Source organism: Erythrobacter epiphyticus (assembly GCF_034653295.1).
Lineage (GTDB): Bacteria > Pseudomonadota > Alphaproteobacteria > Sphingomonadales > Sphingomonadaceae > Erythrobacter.
The window spans coordinates 738,361-759,087 of sequence record NZ_JAYEEU010000007.1 but is presented as its reverse complement, the minus strand read 5'-3'; the positions used below and the strand labels follow the sequence as shown (position 1 = coordinate 759,087).

Annotated in this window: 15 protein-coding genes, 1 tRNA gene and 1 pseudogene; 6 read left to right on the top strand and 11 right to left on the bottom strand. The window is 62.3% G+C overall.

Features of this window, described 5'->3' with window-relative positions; all coding sequences use genetic code 11:
• Positions 1-2: 2 nt before the first annotated feature.
• The 9 genes from SOQ14_RS09155 to SOQ14_RS09115 form a co-directional block, all read right to left on the bottom strand.
• Positions 3-161, bottom strand: a complete 159-nt coding sequence (locus tag SOQ14_RS09155; protein ID WP_322897766.1) for a hypothetical protein — start codon at positions 159-161, stop codon at positions 3-5.
• An 80-nt stretch (positions 162-241) separates the two neighbouring features.
• Positions 242-517 carry a hypothetical protein gene (locus tag SOQ14_RS09150; protein WP_322897764.1) on the bottom strand — a complete coding sequence of 92 codons (276 nt, stop codon included), beginning with the start codon at positions 515-517 and terminating at the stop codon, positions 242-244.
• Between the two features lie 80 nt (positions 518-597).
• Positions 598-2,013: an Ivy family c-type lysozyme inhibitor gene (locus SOQ14_RS09145; protein WP_322897763.1), complete on the bottom strand. Its 1,416-nt coding sequence runs from the start codon at positions 2,011-2,013 to the stop codon at positions 598-600.
• Between the two features lie 344 nt (positions 2,014-2,357).
• Positions 2,358-2,921: a hypothetical protein gene (locus tag SOQ14_RS09140; RefSeq protein ID WP_322897762.1), complete on the bottom strand. Its 564-nt coding sequence runs from the start codon at positions 2,919-2,921 to the stop codon at positions 2,358-2,360.
• 211 nt (positions 2,922-3,132) lie between these two features.
• On the bottom strand, positions 3,133-4,062 hold the full coding sequence (locus tag SOQ14_RS09135; protein WP_322897761.1) for a polyprenyl synthetase family protein: 930 nt from the start codon (positions 4,060-4,062) through the stop codon (positions 3,133-3,135).
• Between the two features lie 34 nt (positions 4,063-4,096).
• Positions 4,097-6,001 carry an FAD-dependent oxidoreductase gene (locus tag SOQ14_RS09130; protein ID WP_322897760.1) on the bottom strand — a complete coding sequence of 635 codons (1,905 nt, stop codon included), beginning with the start codon at positions 5,999-6,001 and terminating at the stop codon, positions 4,097-4,099.
• Positions 6,002-6,016: 15 nt separating this feature from the next.
• On the bottom strand, positions 6,017-7,489 hold the full coding sequence (locus tag SOQ14_RS09125) for an NAD(P)/FAD-dependent oxidoreductase (protein ID WP_322897759.1): 1,473 nt from the start codon (positions 7,487-7,489) through the stop codon (positions 6,017-6,019).
• 1 nt (position 7,490) lies between these two features.
• The gene (locus SOQ14_RS09120) at positions 7,491-8,189 is read right to left on the bottom strand and encodes a Crp/Fnr family transcriptional regulator (protein WP_322897758.1); all 699 of its coding nucleotides are present in this window, start codon (positions 8,187-8,189) and stop codon (positions 7,491-7,493) included.
• 9 nt (positions 8,190-8,198) lie between these two features.
• Positions 8,199-10,994 (bottom strand): AAA family ATPase, encoded by a 2,796-nt coding sequence (locus tag SOQ14_RS09115; protein ID WP_416232751.1) that lies wholly within the window; start codon positions 10,992-10,994, stop codon positions 8,199-8,201.
• A gap of 305 nt (positions 10,995-11,299) precedes the next feature.
• On the opposite strand from SOQ14_RS09115, the gene SOQ14_RS09110 reads away from it, so the two are divergent.
• The 4 genes from SOQ14_RS09110 (at position 11,300) to SOQ14_RS09095 (ending at position 18,064) form a co-directional block, all read left to right on the top strand.
• On the top strand, positions 11,300-14,491 hold the full coding sequence (locus tag SOQ14_RS09110) for an outer membrane lipoprotein-sorting protein (protein ID WP_322897756.1): 3,192 nt from the start codon (positions 11,300-11,302) through the stop codon (positions 14,489-14,491).
• A 4-nt stretch (positions 14,492-14,495) separates the two neighbouring features.
• Positions 14,496-15,800 (top strand): hypothetical protein, encoded by a 1,305-nt coding sequence (locus SOQ14_RS09105; protein ID WP_322897755.1) that lies wholly within the window; start codon positions 14,496-14,498, stop codon positions 15,798-15,800.
• A gap of 101 nt (positions 15,801-15,901) precedes the next feature.
• Entirely contained in the window at positions 15,902-16,426 is a 525-nt protein-coding gene (locus SOQ14_RS09100; protein ID WP_322897754.1) for a thioesterase family protein, read from the top strand.
• A 456-nt stretch (positions 16,427-16,882) separates the two neighbouring features.
• Entirely contained in the window at positions 16,883-18,064 is a 1,182-nt protein-coding gene (locus tag SOQ14_RS09095; protein ID WP_322897753.1) for a PQQ-dependent sugar dehydrogenase, read from the top strand.
• A gap of 239 nt (positions 18,065-18,303) precedes the next feature.
• On the opposite strand, the gene SOQ14_RS09090 is transcribed toward SOQ14_RS09095, so the two are convergent.
• The gene (locus SOQ14_RS09090) at positions 18,304-18,738 is read right to left on the bottom strand and encodes a MerR family transcriptional regulator (protein WP_322897752.1); all 435 of its coding nucleotides are present in this window, start codon (positions 18,736-18,738) and stop codon (positions 18,304-18,306) included.
• 73 nt (positions 18,739-18,811) lie between these two features.
• Here SOQ14_RS09090 and SOQ14_RS09085 point away from each other — a divergent pair, with 73 nt between their 5' ends.
• Entirely contained in the window at positions 18,812-19,648 is an 837-nt protein-coding gene (locus tag SOQ14_RS09085) for an oxidoreductase (protein WP_322897751.1), read from the top strand.
• Between the two features lie 261 nt (positions 19,649-19,909).
• Here SOQ14_RS09085 and SOQ14_RS09080 read toward each other — a convergent pair.
• A tRNA-Trp gene (locus SOQ14_RS09080) sits at positions 19,910-19,985 on the bottom strand.
• On the opposite strand from SOQ14_RS09080, the pseudogene aat reads away from it, so the two are divergent.
• Positions 19,959-20,702: pseudogene (gene aat / locus SOQ14_RS09075) on the top strand (leucyl/phenylalanyl-tRNA--protein transferase); the annotation flags it as partial. The gene SOQ14_RS09080 and the pseudogene aat sit on opposite strands and share 27 nt — an antisense overlap.
• Between the last annotated feature and the right edge of the window lie 25 nt (positions 20,703-20,727).

The following is a 20,727-nucleotide window of genomic DNA, read 5'->3' as shown; positions in this document are numbered from 1 at the left end:
GATCAGCGCCCGGTGAGGCAGGCCAGCAGCCTTTCGGCAAGGCCGGGGGCTTCCATCGGCTGCACCCGGCCATAGGTCTGCGCGCGCAGCGAGGCATCGCTATAGGGACGCGGGCTGACCCAGCGATCGGGGCGCGAGGATCGGAAGGTGTAAGCGCTCATGCGGGGCTCCTTGATTGCGTGCAAATTCGGTTCGTCGATGAATTTGCACGCTTCACCTTACCGGAATATGAGCGCAGCGTTTAGGCGCGGTTCAGGCAAGCGCGCGCGACGACAAGGCGGAGGCAAAACAAGGTGATCCCGGTGACCGAAGATAATGCCCAGCGATCAGCCGTCACCGCAGCCTGCAAGGATGGGCTGAAGGCCGAGCCTGCGGGCCCGTCGCTTGGGGCCGACAAGCGGCCCAGCATGTTGCGAAGCTTCAGCGCTTGCTGCCGACCCTGATGAGGTGATTCACAGCCGTGCCGCCAAACGTCAGATTTGCCCAAAGCCACCATGCGGATTTCGGGATTGTGCATGAGCCTCGCCACCAAAGATTGGGGGGGGGGGGCTGCCGATCTATGCGCCCGAGGTGCAACAATTACGGCAGCGTGCATAATCAAATCCTTGCGCAACCCCGCAAAGTGCTTCGTAGCGTGGCAGCAGAATTATCGAGTGACGCTTCGCCTTCCAAACGGCCGTTGATGCGCAGCATCACGGTCCCACGTTGTTGCATCAGGAGTGGAACGAGCTCGGAGCCCGACACGCTGCCGATCCATTGCGTGCCGTCTGCATTGGCGCGCTGGACGGGAATATTGACGAGGCGCCCGGAGAAATTCCAGGTCATGGTCATCGTATTTACCGAAGCAGGCTTGTTGAGGAGCATCACCATGAATGGCTTGCCACCTTCGCAATAAAGGCTGAGTGCCTCGATGTTCGGCGACGCGGCAGCGCTGACATAAGCAATGGGAGCGCGGCCTTGCACGGGCACGACTTCCCACGGGGTTCCAGGCAAGGGAACCGCCGTTTCCGGCGGGCTATTGTCCAACATCTTCTTGATATCCGGGGACACGGGCAGTCGAGCCCCGCTAGCTGGAGAGTAGACTGTCAGCTTGCCTCGCTCCCAAAGGCCGACCTGCACGTCTCGGCGGGTTGGGTCAATCATGAGATAGGCTTGCTCGACGCCTCCCTGATGCGGTGCGTTGCCGGAAAGATAGTAATAGCGTCCTGCGCGCTGGAGGGGCGAGACAGCTGAGAGATTTCTCTGCAATACAGCCATTTTCGGCCCAAGCAGCGTCTTCAGAGCGGCCGCAACTGCGCCCTTGTCGAAGATGTCTATGTTATCCTTCGAATATTCTCCCGGGTATTTCCCGACGAGACCGGCGAGATTGTTCCATTCTGCCGGAATGCCTTCAACCGCGACTGCCGCCTCTGGCCGCGGAGGTGGCGGGGGCGTGCCGGCAGGGGCGGTGCCCTTGCAAAGAGTGAAAAGGCCACCGTTGGTGAAAGCGGCATGGAACGGATCGGGGCGTCCGCCCGGCGGAAGATCGGCATCAAAGCGGATGACGCCGGGCTTCTCGTCATCGTTCACAAACATGATCACCCGCCCAAAGTCATTGTTGCTGACCGGGAAGGGGAAAAAGACCGCTGTGATGCCTTCGTAGCTCGGGCCCATATAGGTGAGCGCATACTCCACCCTTTGCGGTTTCACCGCGCGACCCTTGGCGTGAAACTGCATGCCATTCTGGTCAATCACGACGCGCGGCTCCTCCGAGCAGTCTCCGCCCGGCGCATAGCTGCCGAAGATGTGATCGACGCCCTGACCCTCTAGATTCGACAAAGGGAGCGCTTGTGCGATGGCCGCACAGAGCGCAGAAAGGCTGGCGCCTGCCAATACCAGTCGAAATCGGCGAACTTGTGTCGCGTTCAGGTGTAGCGTTCGCATATCCACTCCCCCCAGAGCCGGTAGATCGGCGTCCAATCGCTGGTCGACCTTGAAGCAAATCGATCTGCCGCAACGCAGGTTAAACCGCATCTCCCTTATCCGTCAAAGCACCAAGATTGGCTGTGACAAACGTGCGCGGCCCGCTCCAGCCATGAGCAGAAGGCAAGGAACGGCAAAGAGAAGAGGGAGCGCTTAGGCTTTTGGCAAAGCCAGACAGACGGCGTGCCGTTCGTGATCGGTCCGGCTCGGGAAGACATAATCTTCCACCGTGCCATCCGGACGTTAGAGCCCTACCAACAAACCGGCGCGCGTGTCGCGCAGCAGTTCGAATTGGATGGGTCGGCCTGTCTTCTGCTGGATGACAAAGGCGCGTGTTCGGAGCCGACCGCCGGTAGCGATGTAACCGATCTTCATCCGGACAAGGTCTCTTTGGCCTATTGCGCGGCTACGGGCCGTTTGAAGTAATGGAATGGTGGCCAACTCGACACATAGGTCCACCCGGCTTTCCGCATTTCTGCGCGTAACTCGTCGACCATCCAAACGCCTCCGATCCGCCGCTTGTATTCCCACTGCTGGTCGGTTTTGCGAAAGATGAGTTTGAGCAAGCCCGCATCAATCAGCTCATGGCCGTTATCGCCTTCTTCCCGGAGAATGCGCATCTCGTTGAAAGCGTGCGCTCCGAGCCTGACAACCTTTTCGCCCTCAAATTGGGTGGGGTCATTGTCGTCAATATTGAGCTTGAAACGCTGCTGCGCTGCCTGTTTCGATATGCCAAGCGCGTCTCCGATGTCTGTCCAGCTCAGCCCTGATCGCCGCGCGGCATCGACCCAGCGCTGAAGATCAAGCCGCCCTTCATCGGCTACCAGATACGCTGCCGTGATCGCGTCCCTGAATTCGTCGGCGCTCTCGCCTGTGAAGGGCGGTTGGCGGTTGTTTGCCCACTCAACCATTACTGCTGCCGTACTTTTTCTGATGGCTTGTTGCTCTGCGAGATTCACTGTCGGCCTCCGTCAATAATTCCCTGACGATTCGTCAATATTCCATTGACGACCTTCCGTCAATGGATTGTTGACATGGCACCTGGAACAGTCGCCTGAGCAACGAAGCCCTGTAAGGAGGGGTTACTGCCAGCTGAAGCGCGGGGATAGCTCGCCTGCCCGGATGCGGTATCAACCCAAATCCGCCCCTCACAAGCCGTCAGACCGTCCGTTAACGGTCTGCCAAGCCCCGAGTATGCGCCACGAGCGCGAGCAGCACCGCAGGATGGCTGCTGTGAACCTGCGCATCCCAGCTTGCCTCGGTGGCAAGGCGATCAAGCTCCGCCTCCGCCTCGGGCAGCGCTGCCTTCATGGCGTCAGAAATGGTGGCCAGCTCATCAGGCGAAGGCGAGGGCTTGCAGAAGCTTTCCCTGATGTGGGGGTCGCGGATCGCAATCGCGGCTGGCAAGGTCAGAATACCGTCACGCAGATCCTCTTCACCACCGCCGCCAAGCGAGGCCAGACCCCGGACATCTCCCACATCGTCACAGCCATGATAGAGCGTGCCAAGCAGCCCGCCAAAGCGGCGAAGGCTGTCGTCACGCGTCGCCAGACAGGCACAGGTTTCAAACATCGACCCCGTGTCCTCCCCGGCAATGTCGCGCCAATCTTCAATGCCGAGTGGCTGCCGTCGCAGCCGCCATTGCATGCATTCCGCAATGCCAAGACGCGTCAGCAAGGCTGAACACAATGTGATGTCGTGTGGATCGTCCGCGACCATGCGATAGGCCTCGGCCACGATATGCCCGGATGCCATCAGCGCAGGCAATTGTCCGAAACGGGCGTGCAATGTCGCCTTGCCCCGCCGTGTGGGCGAGGCGTCGAGAATGTCATCGATAATCAGCGACACATTGTGGAGCATTTCCAGCACAACGGCGGATCGCACCAATTGGGGTGTTGCCGGTTCACCGGTAACAGCATGGTGACAGGCAAAGATCGTGAGCGGCCTGAAATATTTGGACGGTGCGAGAAACTGCCACTCGAGCATCGGCCGCATATCGGTGCCCTGCCCCATCACCCAGGTCTCGATCGTGGATCTGAGCTGGCCGATGGCATCGGCAAAGCCGAGATCGGCGATGATGTCAGCAGTGATATCGGTCATACGGGGCTTTCACTTGGGGCGTTAAACAGGGCGATCACGGCTTCACGCGCCAGCGGCGGTAGGAAGTATCAGACGGATCAGATGGGCCGGAAAGGCGCGATGCTACAGCGTCGAGAAGCTCAGCCAGCGCCCCGGCCATGCCTTGCTCCGATGCGCCGGTTTTGGCGAGGAGTGCTGCTGCGTAGCTTGCAAGCTCAGCCCCGGCAGCCTCCCACGCGCCATCCTCGCTGTTGAGCCGCCTTGCGAGCGCATAGGTTCCCGTAAGCAAGTCCTGCGCCATGGCCAGCGGCAATTCGGCAAGGCTCTGCGCAGGCCGTTCGGCCATGCCGCCCCCCATTGGCGCGAGCGGCGGTGAGGCACCTTGGAGTAGCGCCCAGGCGGTGGCCGCATAGGCTGCGGGCACCAGCGCCACGCGTGCCGCAAGCAGCAAAGTCTCGGAATAGCGATGCGGCGCGATCAATTCGATCGGCGCGCCCCGCATATGGCCACGGCGCTGGGTGTCGGCGGCCTGCACCGCTGCGGCGGCCAATATGCCGCTTTCCACGGCGCTTTCCACTGTCGCCATCCCCACTGCGCCCGACACATAGTCGCCCGCCAGCGCCAGCCACGGCAAGCGCGGTTGGCGTGCTGACGGCCGGTAAGCCAGACTGCCAACATCGTTGACGAACAATTGGTGATCCTGATTGGTGCGCATAGCGGTGCGCTCCCAGTCCACGTCGCTCTCCGGATCGCCCCATCGGGCGCCCGGCCGGAAACCGGGCAGATACGGCGCAGCCTCCTGAAGCATGGCAAATGCCATCGTTTCGGGATTGCGAGAGGGGATAAAGTCCCCGCGCGATGCGGCCAAGGCCAGCACGGTAATGCCGGCCATGCGGCGATCGGTGTCCCACAATTGGGACAGGTCGCAGAAACTGAGCCCATATTTGGAATCATGAAGGCCGACCTGCCCGGCAGGCAGACCGGGAAGCTTACGCTTCAGCCAGAGGTCCACGACAGGAATGGCCGCGGATCGTGCGGTTTGCATCCGCGCGAGGTCCGGCACATGATCGATGAGTGCCTGCGTGCCGGAAGGCGGCGCCGGGTCCATGATCAGATCCAGCATGCGCGGAGCGGGCACCGCCAGCACGACATTAGCAAAGCTCCGCTCTTCGCCCCCGGCGGTCAGCAGCGGCTTGTTGTCAGCGAGGACAAGCCTTTCCACTTTGGTGCTCACATGAATGGTCACGCCCAGTTCGCGCAGGCGCTGTTCCCACGGATCGATAATGCAATCGGCACAGCTGGCCTTTGCGAGCCAGGCGAAGGGGGCCCCAGTGGGGAAACTCGAGAAGCGCCGGAGGAAACGCTGGTAGGATTTGGCTGAGACCATATCGCTATCGAGCGACCATACGGTTGAGAGGATATAGTTGTTCAGCCGGGCAACATCGTTGGTGGCATAGGGCCTGCCATAGATGAAGCCGTTCACATCAAGCCGCGCCAAGGACGTGAGTTCAGCATTTCCGAGCGGTTCTGCGGCAAGATCAAGCAGCGCAAACATTGACAGGAACATCTCTGCCGGGGGCAGCACCCCGCTGAACAGATTGGCGATCAGGGATTCCACCGTGCTGGGATTGGTCATGGCCAGACTGCGACCGTCGCGCATGAGCAGGCTGACACCGTCGAAGGACCGGAACTGGCTGGCGCGAGGCCGTCCCAGATCCCGTTCAACAATGTCCCAGAAGTTCACATACCAGTCGCAAAACATATGCGGGTAAACATCGCGGGGCATGCCGCCAACCGGGACCGAGGCGAGATTCCCCCCCAGCACCGACGAGGCTTCGTAGAGCGTGACGGCAAACCCCCGCTGCGCAAGACGAAGCGCCGCCGTCATGCCGGCAATACCGCCACCGATCACCGCGACTTGCGCCGGGTCGGCGGTTTGTTGCTGTTTGCTGCTGACCATGTCCGTTCCTGCTGCTTAGAGTTCAAGGCCAACGCGGCGCGGGTTCATGCCGCCATGACGCAGCGCCGGGATCAGCGCGAACAGCGCCTGACCCAGATCGGCCAACCAGCGGGCATGGAAGGCCGGGTCATCGGCGAGGGACTCACGCCAGGCCCGCTGCCAGGCCTCGACATCCCCTGCCAGACCACCACCGCGCGGTGGCCTGCCAGCGATCAGCGCGGCAAGCAGCCGGATGCCATCTTCGAGGCCGGCTGAAAACACGCGGCTCCATAGCTGCACGATGATGTCGCGCGGCCGAATGTCCAGTCCGCCAAAGCCCGAACCAGCGACGCGGGCGACATCAGGATTGCGCGCCGCTTCCTCGAAGCCGCGGCGCGTGATGCGCCACAGCCAGTGGCGGAAATGCCAATTTCGCATCAAGGCCGCGCAGAAACCGAGCCAGCGCATCCCGGGATCGAAATGCGCACGAAATTCGCGATCAAAGCGCGCCAGATCAGCCGCTTCAAATCGGCCCGCTGCCAGCGCTGCCATGAGGGTGCGCGTCGCGATGACGGCTGACTCCATACCTTGCGAAATGCCCTCGCCGGTGATGGGATCAGCAAAGCAACCCGCATCACCCACCAGCAAGCCTCCGGCAAAATGGTTGGTGGTGATCGCGCCATAGGCCTTGACGATACCGCCCACTGGCGGACCGACCGGCCGTGCCTTTCCGCATCCCGGATGCCGGATGGCCAGCCGTTTCAGCGTGTCCTCAAGCGTCGCGGGCACCAGCAGATCCTGTCTCGATGCCGCTTCCGAAAGCAAGCCAACGCCAACATTGCCCCCGCCGCACCCGGTTGGAAACAGCCAGCCGTAACCAGGGATCTGATCGTCGTCGAACCAGACAACGGCTTCATCCTCGGCAATGTCCAGCCCCTCCAGATAAAGGCGGCGCGCGATACCGATGTGTCTTCGGTCGCGGCGGACAATCCCCATCGATCGGGCGACCACTGATTCCACGCCGTCTGCGCCCACGACGAGAGGGGCTGTCAGCAGCTCCCCATTGGCCAGCGCAACCTGCATCAGGCCAGCATCGCGTGTCACGCTGGCAACGGCGCAATCCTCACGAACGACAGCACCCGCTGCTGCGGCGGCGGCAAGCAATTCTGCATCAAGGCGGGTGCGCGGGACGATCATCCCATGATCGGGTAGCCCATCGGCGCTGTCATAATAGGGGATGCTGCCAGACCAGGCACGGTGAGGGCCGAAATAGACACTGTTTCGCCTGATGACCGGCTGGCCAGAACCCGGCAGCACGGACGACGCACCCATCGCGCGGGCAATCCGCAGAGCGGCAGGCTCGAGATAATCGCCGCACACCTTCTCGCGGGGAAACCGGGCGCGATCGACCAGCCTGACGTTCACGCCGCGGCGGGCCAAAGCCCATGCGGCGGTGGCACCAGCGGGGCCTCCGCCTACAACAATCACATCGACCCGGCGTTGCGTCATCTTATCCACCCGATAGTGCCATGAGGGCATCAAACTGGCGGATCACGATACGACGCCCCTCCTTGACCAGAACGCCCGCGTCCGCAAGCTGGCTCAGCGAGCGGGTCACGGTCTCGCGTGTGCCCCCCACCATCGCCGCCAGTTCGGCGTGTGTAGGGGCCGGGAACAAGGCGACACCATCCTCCGTCGCACCTGCTGCCACGGCGATCCGCACGATCTGCGCTGCAACGCGGCCACGCGTGTCAACCGTGCCGGCTTCGAACAGCCTGTCGCTCAATTCACGCACCCTTCCCGCCAATTCGATGAGCAGTTGCCGTGCCAAGCGGGGCTCAGCTTCAAGAAGTGCGCCGAAGTCGGCGTGCGACATGGTAGCCACGCGGGCATCGGTGGCGGCCGTGACATTGATGGACCGCGGCGCGCCGTCCAGCGCCGAGAGTTCTCCGAAATGGGTTGGAGCCACCAGCCGGCGGTACCCCACTTCCTGGCCGTCTATACTGTAGCGGTTCGCCAGCAATTGGCCGGACAACAGGAAATAGAGATCCTGCCCGGCCTCCCCTTGCGCCAGCACGGTCTCGCCTTTGGCAAAGAAGCGCAAACGAAGGCTTTGAGCCAATTGGGCCAGTCGGCGCGGATCGCATCCCGACAGCAGCGGAACGCCCCCCAGTTCGGCAACAGTCGGCAGCGCGGCATTGGTTGGCATTGCGGTCCCTCAGGCCGCAAAGGTGGCGGGCATGGTGGCAAGAAGCGCCTCGGCACACCGCATATCGGCCAAGGCACCCATGGCGACAGCCTCAGCATGGGCCTGACCGAGTTCGGCGACAGCCGTGTCGATATCATTGGTAGCCATCGCAACGCGGGCCGCGATGATCCGGTTGCCCGGTGCAAAAAGCCGCTCCTGAGGATTGAAGGTCAGAGCCCTCTGGGTCGTGGCCGCCGCTTCGGGCAGCATACCGGCAATAAGGTGAAGTTCCGCGAGCATATGCAATTGCCTGCACACGGCAATGCGTGCGCCCGCAGCGATCTGGGCTTCAATGATGCTGGCGAGCACACCGGCTTGTTCCGCTTCGCCGGCGATGCCTCGTGCCCAAGCCACGGCAGCCTGCGCCAAAAGTCCGAGATAGGCGAACCCATGCTCGGCAGCCCATTCGATCTGGTGCGCGGCTAGCGGAATGATGGCCTCGCGATCATGCTGCGCGACCAGCATGTAGATATGATAATGGGTCGCCATGGCTCGATCATAAGGATGGCCGCTCTGATCAGCGAAGCGGCTGGCATGAGCGATGCGGGCGCGTGCCAGATCATCATTACCGGCCGCCGCTGCGACCAGCGCGGCCACCCCGATGCCACTGACGACATTGCCAGGCGGTTGACGACGCCCGATGTCCGCGACGAGAGGGTGAAACTGGGTGAAATGCTCTTCGGCAGCCGCGAGATTGCCGGTAAAATAACTCACCTGTAGCTGGGCATTATTGGCGATCATGAGCATGTCGGCATCACGCCCGGCGGCCTGGGCAAGCGATGCCAGCTCGTTGGCATGGGCGGTTACGGCAAGGTAGTCACCCTGCGTGAGCACGGTCTGAAGCAGCCGTTCCTCCTCACGGAAGAGTTCTGAAAGGCTGCCACTGCGCCGGGCCAATTCGCGCGCGGAGGCCGCTGTGCCGACAGTCAGCGGATCGGCATAGCCCCGCGTCAACTGGCGCACACGGTTAAGCCTGCTGTAGTGCGGCAGCATGGTAACGTCGCTGACCGCATCAGGCTCAGCCTCGAACAATGCGACGGCTTTCGCGAGAGCGGCCTCGGCTTCCATATACGCGGCCTTCGCGAGCGCTTGCTCACCGGCTCGGCCATACCACGCGATGGCTTCTCCGGTTGCCCCGGCCGCAGCAAAATGACTCGCAACGATACCCGCCGGCACGTTTTCGCTGTTGACCATGACGTCGGCAATGCGGCGATGCGCGGCGCTGCGCTCGCGTCGCAGCATGGCCGACGCGGCCGCCTCCTGGAGAAGCGCGTGATAAAATTGATATTGCCCGTTGGGGCGCTTGTGCAGAATTTGCCGGGCAATCGCCAAACCCAGCACCGCGTCCACATCGCCCGTTGCCTGCCCAACCACCCGTGCGAGCATGCCCGCGTCGAAAGCGCGGCCAAGCAGCGCCGCTGTTTGCACCACCCCCTTGAGCGGGCCAAGCCGATCGAGGCGGGCGGCGAACAAGTCCTGTAATGAGCCCGGAATTTCGGGCGGCGCATCAGACTCCCCGGTCTGTTCAAGCAGCGATCGTGCGAGTTCTTCAGCGAACAAGGGGATGCCTTCAGCCCGGCGGGCAAGGTCTGCCACAGCCGGGGCATCGGTTGGCAAATTGCCCAGCAATTCGGCGATCAACCGCTGCAATTCGTCGGTCGCCAAGGGCGGCAGATGCAGCACACGCGCGTTGATCAGCCCGTGCGATGGGCCGTCTGGCCGGGATGCTGCCAGCAAGAGAATGGGCTGATCCTCCAGCTTCCCGGCCAGCGCGCCCAGCGCTTCCTGGCTGGAGGGATCGAACCAGTGGAGATCCTCGCAATGCAGTACCACCGGACGACCCCGCGATTTGCCGATCAACCAATCTGCCAGGGCATTCTGATCGGCTTCGCGCTGGGCTGTCGTGCGGGTTTCAGCGGCGATCATCGCCTGAAGGGTCGGCGGAAGTTCAGCAGCGTGCTCGCGCATGGCCTCCCGCAGAGGGTGGAAGGGCGTGTCCTGATGAAGGCTGACCCCGCGGCATGTGATCCAGAAATGATCCTGACTGGCGAGTGTTTTGCGAAACGCCGCAATCAGACGGGATTTGCCGATTCCGGCATCGCCGAGCACCAAAACCGGCTGCGGGCGCCCCTGCTGCGCAGTCGCGAATGCATCGGCAAGTTCTGCAAGCTGGGCCTCGCGACCAACCAGCGGCGTGCGCCAGGCATTGACCGGCACGTTCTGCCGCGCAGGCCGGACAGCCCGCCATAAATGCATCGGCGATTCCAATCCCTTCAGAAATTGGCTGCCGATGGATTCCAGTTCAAAAGTGCTGCTCAGCCGACCGGCAAGTTCCTGACTGATCACCACGTCGCCTGGCTGCGCAAATCCTGCGAGGCGCGACGCGATATTGACCGTGTTCCCCATTGCCAGAGTGGCGGCGCCGGCGCCTTCACCGACCGGCCCCAGTGCCACCTGCCCGCTGTGGATGCCCACCCGTACGGCCAGAGGTTCATCAAGGGCAGGAAGCTGTATCTCCTCGGAAAGTTCGGCGATGCGCTCCGCAAGCCTTAGCCCGGCAGCCGTGGCCTGTACCGGGGCGTCCTCTTGCGCTTGGGGGTAGCCGAAATAAACCAGCAGGCCATCACCAAGATATTGCGCGATGTGCCCTCCGTGCCCGGCAATAATGCGCCCGGCCTCGCGTCGGTACAGCTCAAGCAGTTGCAGGACATCCTCGGGATCCATCCGGCTGGCCAGGGATGTTGAGCCGACGAGGTCGCAGAACATCACGGACAAATGCCGCCGCTCACCCACTTGCTCGGCAAGCCGGGCACCGCAGGCGCGACAAAACGCATCGCGCGGATCAACCGCGGTTTGGCATGCCTGACAAATACAGGAATTCACATGCGCCCCCTGCATGTCTTCTCCACAACCGGGGTTATCCTCATTCGATGATGTGTAGCCCGCTGACAGAAAAAGAAAAGCTACAGTCCGGCAACATGATGTGACGCACATCACATTCTGCTGCGATGCGCCTGCAATAGAGACCGCTCCTGCCCGGGATTGCCTGTCCCGGCTCAGGTGGGAGCAGGATGATGTTGGAGCGTTATGGCGAGTGGGTGGTGCGTAATCGGCTGGTGATGCTTGCCATCACTCTGGCGATTACGGTGGTGATGGGTTTGCAACTGCGCAACCTGTCCGTGATCGTCGATGCTGACGAATTGCTGCCCCGTGATCACCCCTTCGTGGTGGTGACCGAACGGGTGCAGGAGATTTTCGGAAACCGCTTCACTGTGGTGATCGGCGTGACACCCGAGTCCGGTGACGTCTTTACCCCGGCAACGCTGGAAAAGGTGCTCGATATCACGCAGCGCCTGAGTGTCACCGAAGGCGTTGCGCCTGGCAACATCCAGAGCTTGGCCGCACCGCGCGCCAAGGACATCAGCGGCAATGCAGACGGACTGGTTGTCACCCGCCTGCTTGACCATGTGCCGGCCACTCTCGCGGAGGCGCAGGCCATCAAGGCGCGGCTTGCGGCCAACCCGGCGTACAAGGATGTGCTGGTAAGCAGCGATGGCCGGACTGCGGCCATCTATGTCGAGTTCCTCAAGGATCCCAAGGGGTTCGGCCATGTCATGGATAAGGTCGAAGCCGCGGTTGCCCCGGCGCGCGATGGCAGCGTGACTATCGCCGTATCGGGCCAACCCGCTTTCCTCGCAGCGCTCGAGACGTTTTCCAAGCGGATGGCCTGGCTGCTGCCGATTGCCGTCGTGCTGATCGGTCTTATTCATCTGGAGGCATTCCGGACGGTGCAGGGTCTGATCCTGCCTTTGGTCACCGCTATTCTGGCGCTGATCTGGTCATTGGGGATCATGACGATGGCCGGTGTGCATCTTGATCCCTTCAACAATCTGACCCCGATCCTCATTCTGGCAGTGGCTGCGGGTCATGCCGTGCAGATGTTGAAGCGCTATTATGAGGAGTTCGACACCCGTTCCGACATGGCGCCGCGTGCCGCCAGTCGGGCGGCTGTGGTAGCCACGGTTGCAGCAGTCGGGCCAGTTATGGTCGCAGCCTGTCTGATTGCAGCTCTCAGCTTCCTGTCCCTGATCGTGTTCGACATCCAGGCGATCCGCACTTTCGGTATCTTCTGTGGTCTCGGCATCCTCAGCATCGCGGTGGTCGAACTCAGCTTCACACCCGCGCTGCGGGCCATCCTGGCCCCGCCGCGCCGGCGCGAGATGGCTGCTGAAAAGGCGGTGACCAACTGGGATCGCCTCGCCGGACGGCTTGCTGCGATGGTCGGCACGCCCAGGGCGCGTAGCCGGGTCTTTGCCGCGTCGCTGGTCACCTTCGGTGTGCTGGCTCTGCTCGGCTCACAGGTCCACATCGACAATTCGGTGCGAAGCTTCTTCACCAGCGACCTGCCCCAGCGCCAAGATGACGCCAAGCTCAACCAGGCGATGGCCGGCACCAACACCTTCTATGTGCTGATTGAAGGCAAGACCGACGATGCCATCAAGGATCCGAAGGTGCTGGCCGCCATGGAGCGCACGCAGGCGTTTCTGGCCGCTCAACCCGGGGTGGGGCATACCCTGTCGATCGTCGATCTGCTCAAGCAGATGGGCCGAGGCATGAACGGGGGCGCGGAAGAAGCGGCCACCCTTCCGGCGAGCGCTGATCTGATTTCGCAGTATCTGCTGCTCTATTCGATGTCGGGTGAACCGGGCGATTTCGACGGTCTCGTCGATTATCCCTATCGCAACGCAATCATCCAGGCTTTCGTCAAGACCGACAGCTCTGCCTGGCTGGCTGATCTCAACACGCGGCTCCTGCCGGTGATCGAGGCCAATTTCCCGGCTGATGTGACCGTGCGTCTCGGGGGCTCGGTCACAACGCCCACCGCCATGAACGAAGTGATGGTGAGTGGCAAAATGCAGAACATCGCCCAGATTTTCCTGGCCGTGTTCCTGGTGTCTGCGGTGATGTTCCGGTCGCTGAAGCTCGGCCTGCTGATCCTCGTGCCACTGACGGCCACCTTGGCCGCGGTGTTCGGGATCATGGGAGCGCTCAATATCCCGTTGCAGATCGCTACGGCGACCCTCGCGGCGCTCGCCCTGGGCATCGGTGCGGATTATGCCATCTATCTCACCTGGCGCCTGCGCGAAGAGCTGCGCCGCACAGGCGATGAGGCGGTGGCATTGCGCAACACCTTCGCCTCAGCCGGCAAGGCGGTGCTGTTCGTCGCGAGTGCGGTGGCGGGTGGCTATGCGGTGCTGATGGCATCGCCGGGCTTCAACATCCACATCTGGTTGGGCCTTCTCACGACAGTGGCCATGCTGGCCGGTGCCGTATCGACCCTGACCCTCTATGCCGCGCTATTGCTGACTTTGCGCCCGGCGGTGGTCTTCGGAAAGCCGGATCATGAAGCAGAATTGGCGCCGCTGCCGCGCCGCGAAGCGATGACGACTGGCGCAGCCATGCTGCTGGTGCTCACCGCAGCTGCCGCCGTCGTGGTCCCGGCCACGCCCTTAAAGGCAGCCGCTGCCGAGACCGTTGATGCCAAGGCCTTGATGGCGCAGAGCCTGAAGGCCACGCGACCAGCCCAATCGCTTGCCAATGGCCGCTTTGTGCTTACCAACGCGGCAGGTCAGAGCCGGGTGCGCCAAACCAGCAGCCTGTCACAGTTGCTGGCCGATGGTGTTCGCAATCGCCGCGTGACCCGCTTCAGCGCGCCGGCGGATATCGCTGGCACAGCGGTCCTCACGGTTGAGAACAACGGTGGAAACGATGACATCTGGGTTTACCTGCCTGCCCTGAAGAAGGTGCGCCGCCTGACGGCGTCTGCCCGGCGCGAAAGCTTTGTCGGCACCGACTTTTCCTATGGCGATGTGCTGGGGCATCCCGTGGCTGAATGGAACCATCGCTGGCTGCGACGCGAAACGGTGGCAGGGGCTGATTGCGATGTCGTCGAATCGCGCCCGCGCGACCCCGGTGTGACGGCGGCTACCGGATATGGTCGGCGCGTATCGTGGCTGCGCAAGGGCGATCAAGTGCCGGTCAAGACTGAATATTATGACGCCGCCGGAGCCTTGATGAAGATCTACGAGGCCAGCGATATCAAGCTGGTCGATCCGGCCCGCCGCTCGTTCCAGCCGATGCGGCAGGTAATGCGGAACATGGTCACCGGCCACCGTACGGTCATCGAATACAGCAGCTTCCGCACCAGTGTGAAGGTGAGCGATGCCGACTTCCAGCCGCGTGCGCTTGAGACGGCGCGCTGATCCTGTGCGCGCGGTAATCGCCTTGCTGGTGGCAGCAGCAGCCCCTGCTGCGCCCTTGGCCGCACAGACGATAGAAGAGGAGGCGGATCAGCAGGAATATGAAGAGCCTGCTGAACTGTCGGAGCCGCTGGACCGCCGCCTCGGGCTCGCCATTTCGGAGCGGGTGGGCACATGGAGCCACGACCGCGACCTCAACGATCAAACGATTGTCCCGGTCGCGGGGGTGCGCGCCAAGCTCGCCCCGCGCATGGGCAATCTCGATATTGGTGTCGAAGGCTTCGTACAGGTTGACCGCGTCGGCGGTGTGGAGTCCGATCTCGTTGAAGGCTGGGCCAGATTGCGACTGGGGGCGCTCGATCTGGTCGCCGGCCGACGCATCATCGTATGGGGTCGCGCCGATCGGCTGAACCCCACCGACATTATCTCTTCGCGGGATTACACGCTGCTGGTCGCAAGCGATGATGAGCAAAGGCGCGGTAGTGTGGTGGCGCAGGCCCGGCTTGGCCTTGGCAATTTTACTCTTGATGCACTGTGGCTGCCGGAGTTTCGCGGCATCCGCTTCCCGCTCCGGCAAGACCGTCCGGGGCTGGTCATATTGCCCGATGAAGAGGTGCGGGATCGGGGCCAGTTCGGGCTACGTCTTGATCGCTCAGGCGGCACTGTGGACTGGTCCGTGTCATGGTTCCACGGCGTTGACCGAACACGCGACTTCGCCCTGGAAGCCGCTCCGGCAGGCAGCCCGCCCGGCACGGTGGCAGGCTTGCGCCAAGTCTTTCCGCGCCTCGATCTGTTTGGCGCCGACGCGGCGGGCACCATCGGCAAGATCGGGTGGCGCGTTGAAGCGGCGTGGAGCCGATATCGCGGCGAAGACACACCGCTGCGGCGGCGTGACAATCTGTGGGTGGTGGCAGGCGCGGACCGCGATTTCGGCCCGTGGAACCTCAACCTGCAATATAGCTGGCGGCGGCAGTTTGACTGGCAGGACCCTGCCACAGTCGGCGGCTCTCCTGCTTTCGTGGCGATCGCGCAGCTTGGAGCGGCGGTCAACAATCAGCTGAACCGCGTCCAGCATGGCCTGACCGCGCGCGTCGCCCGTCAATGGCGCAACGACACCATCGACACTGAATTGGCCACGATTGTGTTCTTTCCCACCGGTGATGCCGCAATCCGTCCGCGGGCAAGCATCGCCATCAACGACAGCGTGCGCCTGTCGGTGGGGGCCGACGTGTTCGTTGGCCCGAGACTGAGTTTCTTCGGTCAGGTTCGCAGCCTCTCTGCGGCCTTCGTTCAACTCAACCATGGCTTCTGAGCTAAAGTCGAAGGGAGAATGCAATGTTCAAGCTTTATGGACGAATGCTGCCAGCGCTGGCCCGCGCCTTGACCCGGCCGAGGGTGCATCCGGATGCGCCCATGTCCGCGCGAATGCGCGTCATGCCCCATGATCTCGACGCCAATCTTCACCTTAACAATGGCCGTTACCTGCAATGGGCCGATGTGAACCGCATGGAATGGGTGGTGCGCACCGGCATCTTGCGGGCGGTACTCAAGCAGGGCTGGAAGCCGGTGCTTGGTGCGGCAACCGTGCAGTTCCGCCGCGAGTTGAAACTCTGGGATGAGGCCAAAGTGTCCACCAGGCTTGTGGGTTGGGATGATCGCTGGATATTTCTCGAACACCGGATCGACAATGCCGAAGGGCGGCCGGCAGCCTTGGTGCTCGCCCGCGCCGGGTTTCGTTATGGCAATGGGTGGGTCAAAACGCCGGATGTCTTTGCCGTCCTTCCGCATGAGCTGCCGCCACGGCAATTGCCGGTGCATGTCGCAACCTGGTGTCAGATGGGCGATGAGATGGCGCGGGCAATGGGACGCCGCCAATTGTCCCAGGCTGTGAGCTGGGTCAATGCCGCGTCGCAGCTCCAGATCGGCGTCGATGGTTGAACGCTTGTTGGCGATGCAGGCGGCAGCACCGTCCTTCGACAGCAATGATGGTCTCGAAGCGGCAGAACGGAGCGTGATTTGGCAAAATCACCTGACGAGGGTTCTGCCCAGTTTATCCCTGTTCTGACATCAGCGAGGCCCGATGTCGGTAAATCGGAAAGTTACGCGAAGACGCCTGCGCTCACAGAACTGGCAGCTTGTGCCCCCACCATCGCCGTGTGGAACGTCCGCTTTATCGGTAAGCCGCACACTTCTTTTGGGATCGCGCATCGGCCCCGCTCAGTGCGGGATATGGGTGGCAAGGCGATTGGTTGATCCTCGGGACTTTTCCGAACGCACGCAGATGCCGATCGAGTTCGGCGATAATTATACACGGATTGGCCCGAGGCACTTTTACTCATCGTTTAAATTGGCAGATTAACTCAATTCTTTGATGGTCAACAAAGGGCATCTGTCATGCGTCAACTTTCACGAACAGCTGCCACGGTGCTCGCGTTTGTCCTGTGCAGTTGCGGCGGAGATGAGCCGGGTGTTCCTCCGCCGATCAGTGGGCCTTCTCCCACGCCGACCCCGGCACCAACGCCTGCACCGACGCCGACGCCGGCACCGCCGACCACGGCAATAACCCAGCGAATCGTCGCCTCATTCAACGCGCCCTGGGCAATGACCTTTCTTCCTGACGGGCGTCTGCTGGTCACCGAGCGAGGCGGCAATCTTTTCTTGGTCTCCACCGCCGGGTCCCGCGCGCAGGTAACGGGCGTGCCTGCGGTTGTGGCTTCGGGCCAGTTAGGGCTCCACGACATTGCGCTCGACCCGGGCTTTGCCACCAACAATCTGGTCTGGATCAGCTATGCCGAGGCGGCCCCCGGGGGACAGCGGCTTGCCGTGGCACGGGCGACGTTGAACGCCGGTAGCGCGCCGCAACTCCAGGGCCTGACGGTCATTTGGCGCTCTGCTCCGGCAACCACAGGCGGACATTTGTCTGCACGTCTTGCCTTTGCACCGAACGGGCAGTTCCTGTTCGTCAGTGCGGGTGATCGGCAGCAGGGCAGCCCGGCACAGGACCTGTCCAACACGATAGGGAAGATCATCCGTATCAACCTTGATGGCAGGCCCGCAGCCGGCAATCCCTTCTTCTCCACTCCGGGAGCAAGCGCGGAGATTTGGTCGCTGGGGCATCGCAATCCGCTCAGCCTTGCCTTCGCGGCTGATGGGCGCCTGTTTTCCGGCGAGCATGGGCCAAGCGGCGGGGACGAGTTCAATGTCATAACCTCTGGCGCGAATTACGGCTGGCCGCTCGTGTCGGAGGGCAATAACGCCGATGGTTCGGCAATCCCCCGTCACAGCACCAATACGTCTTTCGCCGCCCCGCTTGTGGCTTGGACACCCGCTATCGCGCCGAGCGACTTAATCCAGTATCGCGGCACGCGGTTCGTTGGGTGGAACGGTGACTTTGTACTGTCGGGCCTCGTTCAGCAGGGTCTGGTGCGGGTGCGGGTCTCGGGAAATAGTGCCGCAGAGGTCGGACGGATCAGCCTCGGTGCCCGCATTCGCGCATTGGAGGAAGCACCAGATGGCCGGATCTGGGTGTTACAGGATGGCAATCCGGGCAACCTGATCGAGCTTTCCCCGAGCTGAATACCAATCGCCGCTTCGAGCCAACTGCCGAATGATTCGATTTCCGAGATACGCGAACGGGACAATCGAGGCGCACGCCGGGCAAGCGCCGTTGTTCTGAATGAACCATGTCCGGTAGGCTCTGGTATATGGGCACAAGGCTGCCCAGCCTTCCGGTCGCGACCTTGAAAACGGACAGGCGCCGATTTCCTCACTCGCGCCAGAAAGCAGACCTTATGCAAACGACCCCATGGTTGCCATCAGGGTCTCTTGCGCGGTCGCGCGCGGACTTCAGCGCTCGGCTTGCTGCGCGGCGCGAGAAACGCGGGTTGGGCACCTGACGCGCCAGCTTCAAGCCAGCGCAGCTTGGCCTCAAGATATCGCCGCATCTCGCGCAGATCACGCTCGCGCGCGGTGATCTGCGCCAGCTGGGCACGGAGCACACCGGCCTTGTCTTCCACCGAGAACGCGTCTTGTTCGTAGTCCTTTGCCAGCTCGGCAATCTGGCGAAGCGTGAACCCGAGGCTCTGCGCAGACCGGATCAACATGGCGCGCTCGACCTGAGCGGCATCGAAATGCTGATAGCGATTGCCGCTGGCCGAGCCGATGGTCGGCTTCAGCAGGCCGCGCTTGACGTAGAAGCGGACAGTGTCGCGCGGTAGCCCCGTCGCCTCGCAAAATTGCTTGATCAGCATGGGATGAAAGGCCTTGACTGTGGACTATAGTCCATAGCTTATCGGCGAAGCTCCACAAGACAAGGAGCTTGGCATGAACAAGGTTGCACTCGTCACCGGCGCATCGTCAGGGATCGGCGAGGCTATCGCCATCCGACTGATCGCACAGGGCTGGACGGTGTTTGCGGCAGCGCGGCGGATTGAGCGGATGAGTGCCCTCGGCCAAAGCGGCGCGCGACTGGTTTCGCTCGATCTCGAAGATGATGCCAGCATCAAGGCCGCCATGGCGATGTTGTGCGATCAGTCGGGACGGGTCGACGCGCTCATCAACAATGCCGGATACGGCGCTTATGGTGCCTTGGAGGATATGCCGCTGACCGAGGCCCGGCGGCAGGTCGAGGTCAATCTGTTCGGCCTTGCGCGGCTGATCCAGCTGGCCCTGCCCATCATGCGGCAGCAAGGCAGAGGCCGGATCGTCAACATCAGTTCGATTGGCGGAAAAATCCACGAGCCGATGGGTGCCTGGTATCACGCGACCAAGTTCGCTGTGGAAGGGCTGTCAGATTGTCTGCGGATGGAATTGGCACCCTTCGGAATCGACGTCGTCGTGGTTCAGCCGGGCGCGATCAAGACCGAGTGGAGCGGCATCGCTCGGGATAGCCTGCTTTCGATCTCTGGCACCGGCGCATATGCTCGTTTAGCCCACCAGACCGCGAGCTTGCTGGCCGCCGCCGACAAGAACAATAGCTCGCCTCCCGAGTTGGTCGCAGAGGCGGTCATCAGGGCGCTGGCCGCCCGCAAGCCCAGGACCCGGTATGTCGTGGGTGCGGGAGCAAGGCCGTTGATCGCCTTGCGCTGGCTTGCGACTGACCGCGGATTTGATCGGATAATGAACGTCACTGCCAAGGTGATGGCCCGACGCGCAGGTTGAATGATGGTTGCATGTGCGTAACCCGGTTTGCCTTTTGCCGGCTTGGATGAATTGTGAAGCCGCCCTTTAGCTCCCCACCCATGTGCGATCATTTGCCGCGCACCAGGGGGGTCCTGAAAGCGGCCAATCGATCTGACACGCGTTCGATTCCCGCTGATCAAGTCAAAGCCGCAATTTGGTCGAGGCAATTTGGCCAACAGAATTCGAACACAGCTGTGGACGGGGAAAATTACCGCTTGAACAACCACATTTTTGGTCGCTTGGCAGGGGTGACAGGATTCGAACCCGTGGCCCTCGGTTTTGGAGACCGATGCTCTACCAGCTGAGCTACACCCCTGCAGCGCGGCAGGCGGCTCCTCTATCGAAGCCCACCCGCTTAGGCAACATCCGAATTTGCCGGCATCCCCCTCACAATCCTTTCGCTGGTGCAGCACGCAGGCTCGCGGTATTCTGCCTTCCAGCCATGCATGCGCCCCATACCCCGCCGCCTATCCCGATCGAAACCCTGCTGCTCGCCTATCGCAGCGGGATCTTCCCGATGGCCGACAAGCGCGAGGATAACGACATTTTCTGGGTCGAGCCGCGTGAGCGCGCGATCCTGCCACTCGATGGCCTTCACCTGTCCAAAAGCCTGCGCAAGGTGATCCGCGCCGATCGCTTTGCTATCACGGTCAATCAGGCGTTCGAGCCGGTGATCCGCGCCTGTGCCGAGCCGCGCCCGGATCATCCCGAAACCTGGATCTCGGAACGCATCGTGCAAAGCTATATCGGGCTGCACCGCGTGGGCCATGCCCATTCGCTTGAGTGCTGGCTGGCGGACGAGACCGGGGAGAGGCAACTCGTCGGTGGGCTTTACGGCGTGTCATTCGACCGCGTGTTCTGCGGCGAGAGCATGTTCAGCCGCACCGACAATGCCAGCAAGGTCTCGCTCGCCTGGCTGGTCGCGATCCTGCGGCAAGCGGGCTACGCCTTGCTCGATTGTCAGTTCATGACCGATCATCTGCGCAGCATGGGCGCGGTCGAAATTCCGCAGGCCGCATACCAGCAGCGGGTGCATGCCGCGCGCGGCGCGCCGCGCA

What these genes read in the sequence shown, in the direction of transcription:
- SOQ14_RS09155 (WP_322897766.1), bottom strand. Translation starts at nt 161, where the DNA reads ATGAGCGCTTACACCTTCCGATCCTCGCGCCCCGATCGCTGGGTCAGC.
- SOQ14_RS09150 (WP_322897764.1), bottom strand. Translation starts at nt 517, where the DNA reads ATGCACAATCCCGAAATCCGCATGGTGGCTTTGGGCAAATCTGACGTT.
- SOQ14_RS09145 (WP_322897763.1), bottom strand. Translation starts at nt 2,013, where the DNA reads ATGCGGTTTAACCTGCGTTGCGGCAGATCGATTTGCTTCAAGGTCGAC.
- SOQ14_RS09135 (WP_322897761.1), bottom strand. Translation starts at nt 4,062, where the DNA reads ATGACCGATATCACTGCTGACATCATCGCCGATCTCGGCTTTGCCGAT.
- SOQ14_RS09130 (WP_322897760.1), bottom strand. Translation starts at nt 6,001, where the DNA reads ATGGTCAGCAGCAAACAGCAACAAACCGCCGACCCGGCGCAAGTCGCG.
- SOQ14_RS09125 (WP_322897759.1), bottom strand. Translation starts at nt 7,489, where the DNA reads ATGACGCAACGCCGGGTCGATGTGATTGTTGTAGGCGGAGGCCCCGCT.
- SOQ14_RS09120 (WP_322897758.1), bottom strand. Translation starts at nt 8,189, where the DNA reads ATGCCAACCAATGCCGCGCTGCCGACTGTTGCCGAACTGGGGGGCGTT.
- SOQ14_RS09115 (WP_416232751.1), bottom strand. Translation starts at nt 10,994, where the DNA reads ATGTTCTGCGACCTCGTCGGCTCAACATCCCTGGCCAGCCGGATGGAT.
- SOQ14_RS09110 (WP_322897756.1), top strand. Translation starts at nt 11,300, where the DNA reads ATGATGTTGGAGCGTTATGGCGAGTGGGTGGTGCGTAATCGGCTGGTG.
- SOQ14_RS09100 (WP_322897754.1), top strand. Translation starts at nt 15,902, where the DNA reads ATGTCCGCGCGAATGCGCGTCATGCCCCATGATCTCGACGCCAATCTT.
- SOQ14_RS09095 (WP_322897753.1), top strand. Translation starts at nt 16,883, where the DNA reads ATGCGTCAACTTTCACGAACAGCTGCCACGGTGCTCGCGTTTGTCCTG.
- SOQ14_RS09090 (WP_322897752.1), bottom strand. Translation starts at nt 18,738, where the DNA reads ATGCTGATCAAGCAATTTTGCGAGGCGACGGGGCTACCGCGCGACACT.
- SOQ14_RS09085 (WP_322897751.1), top strand. Translation starts at nt 18,812, where the DNA reads ATGAACAAGGTTGCACTCGTCACCGGCGCATCGTCAGGGATCGGCGAG.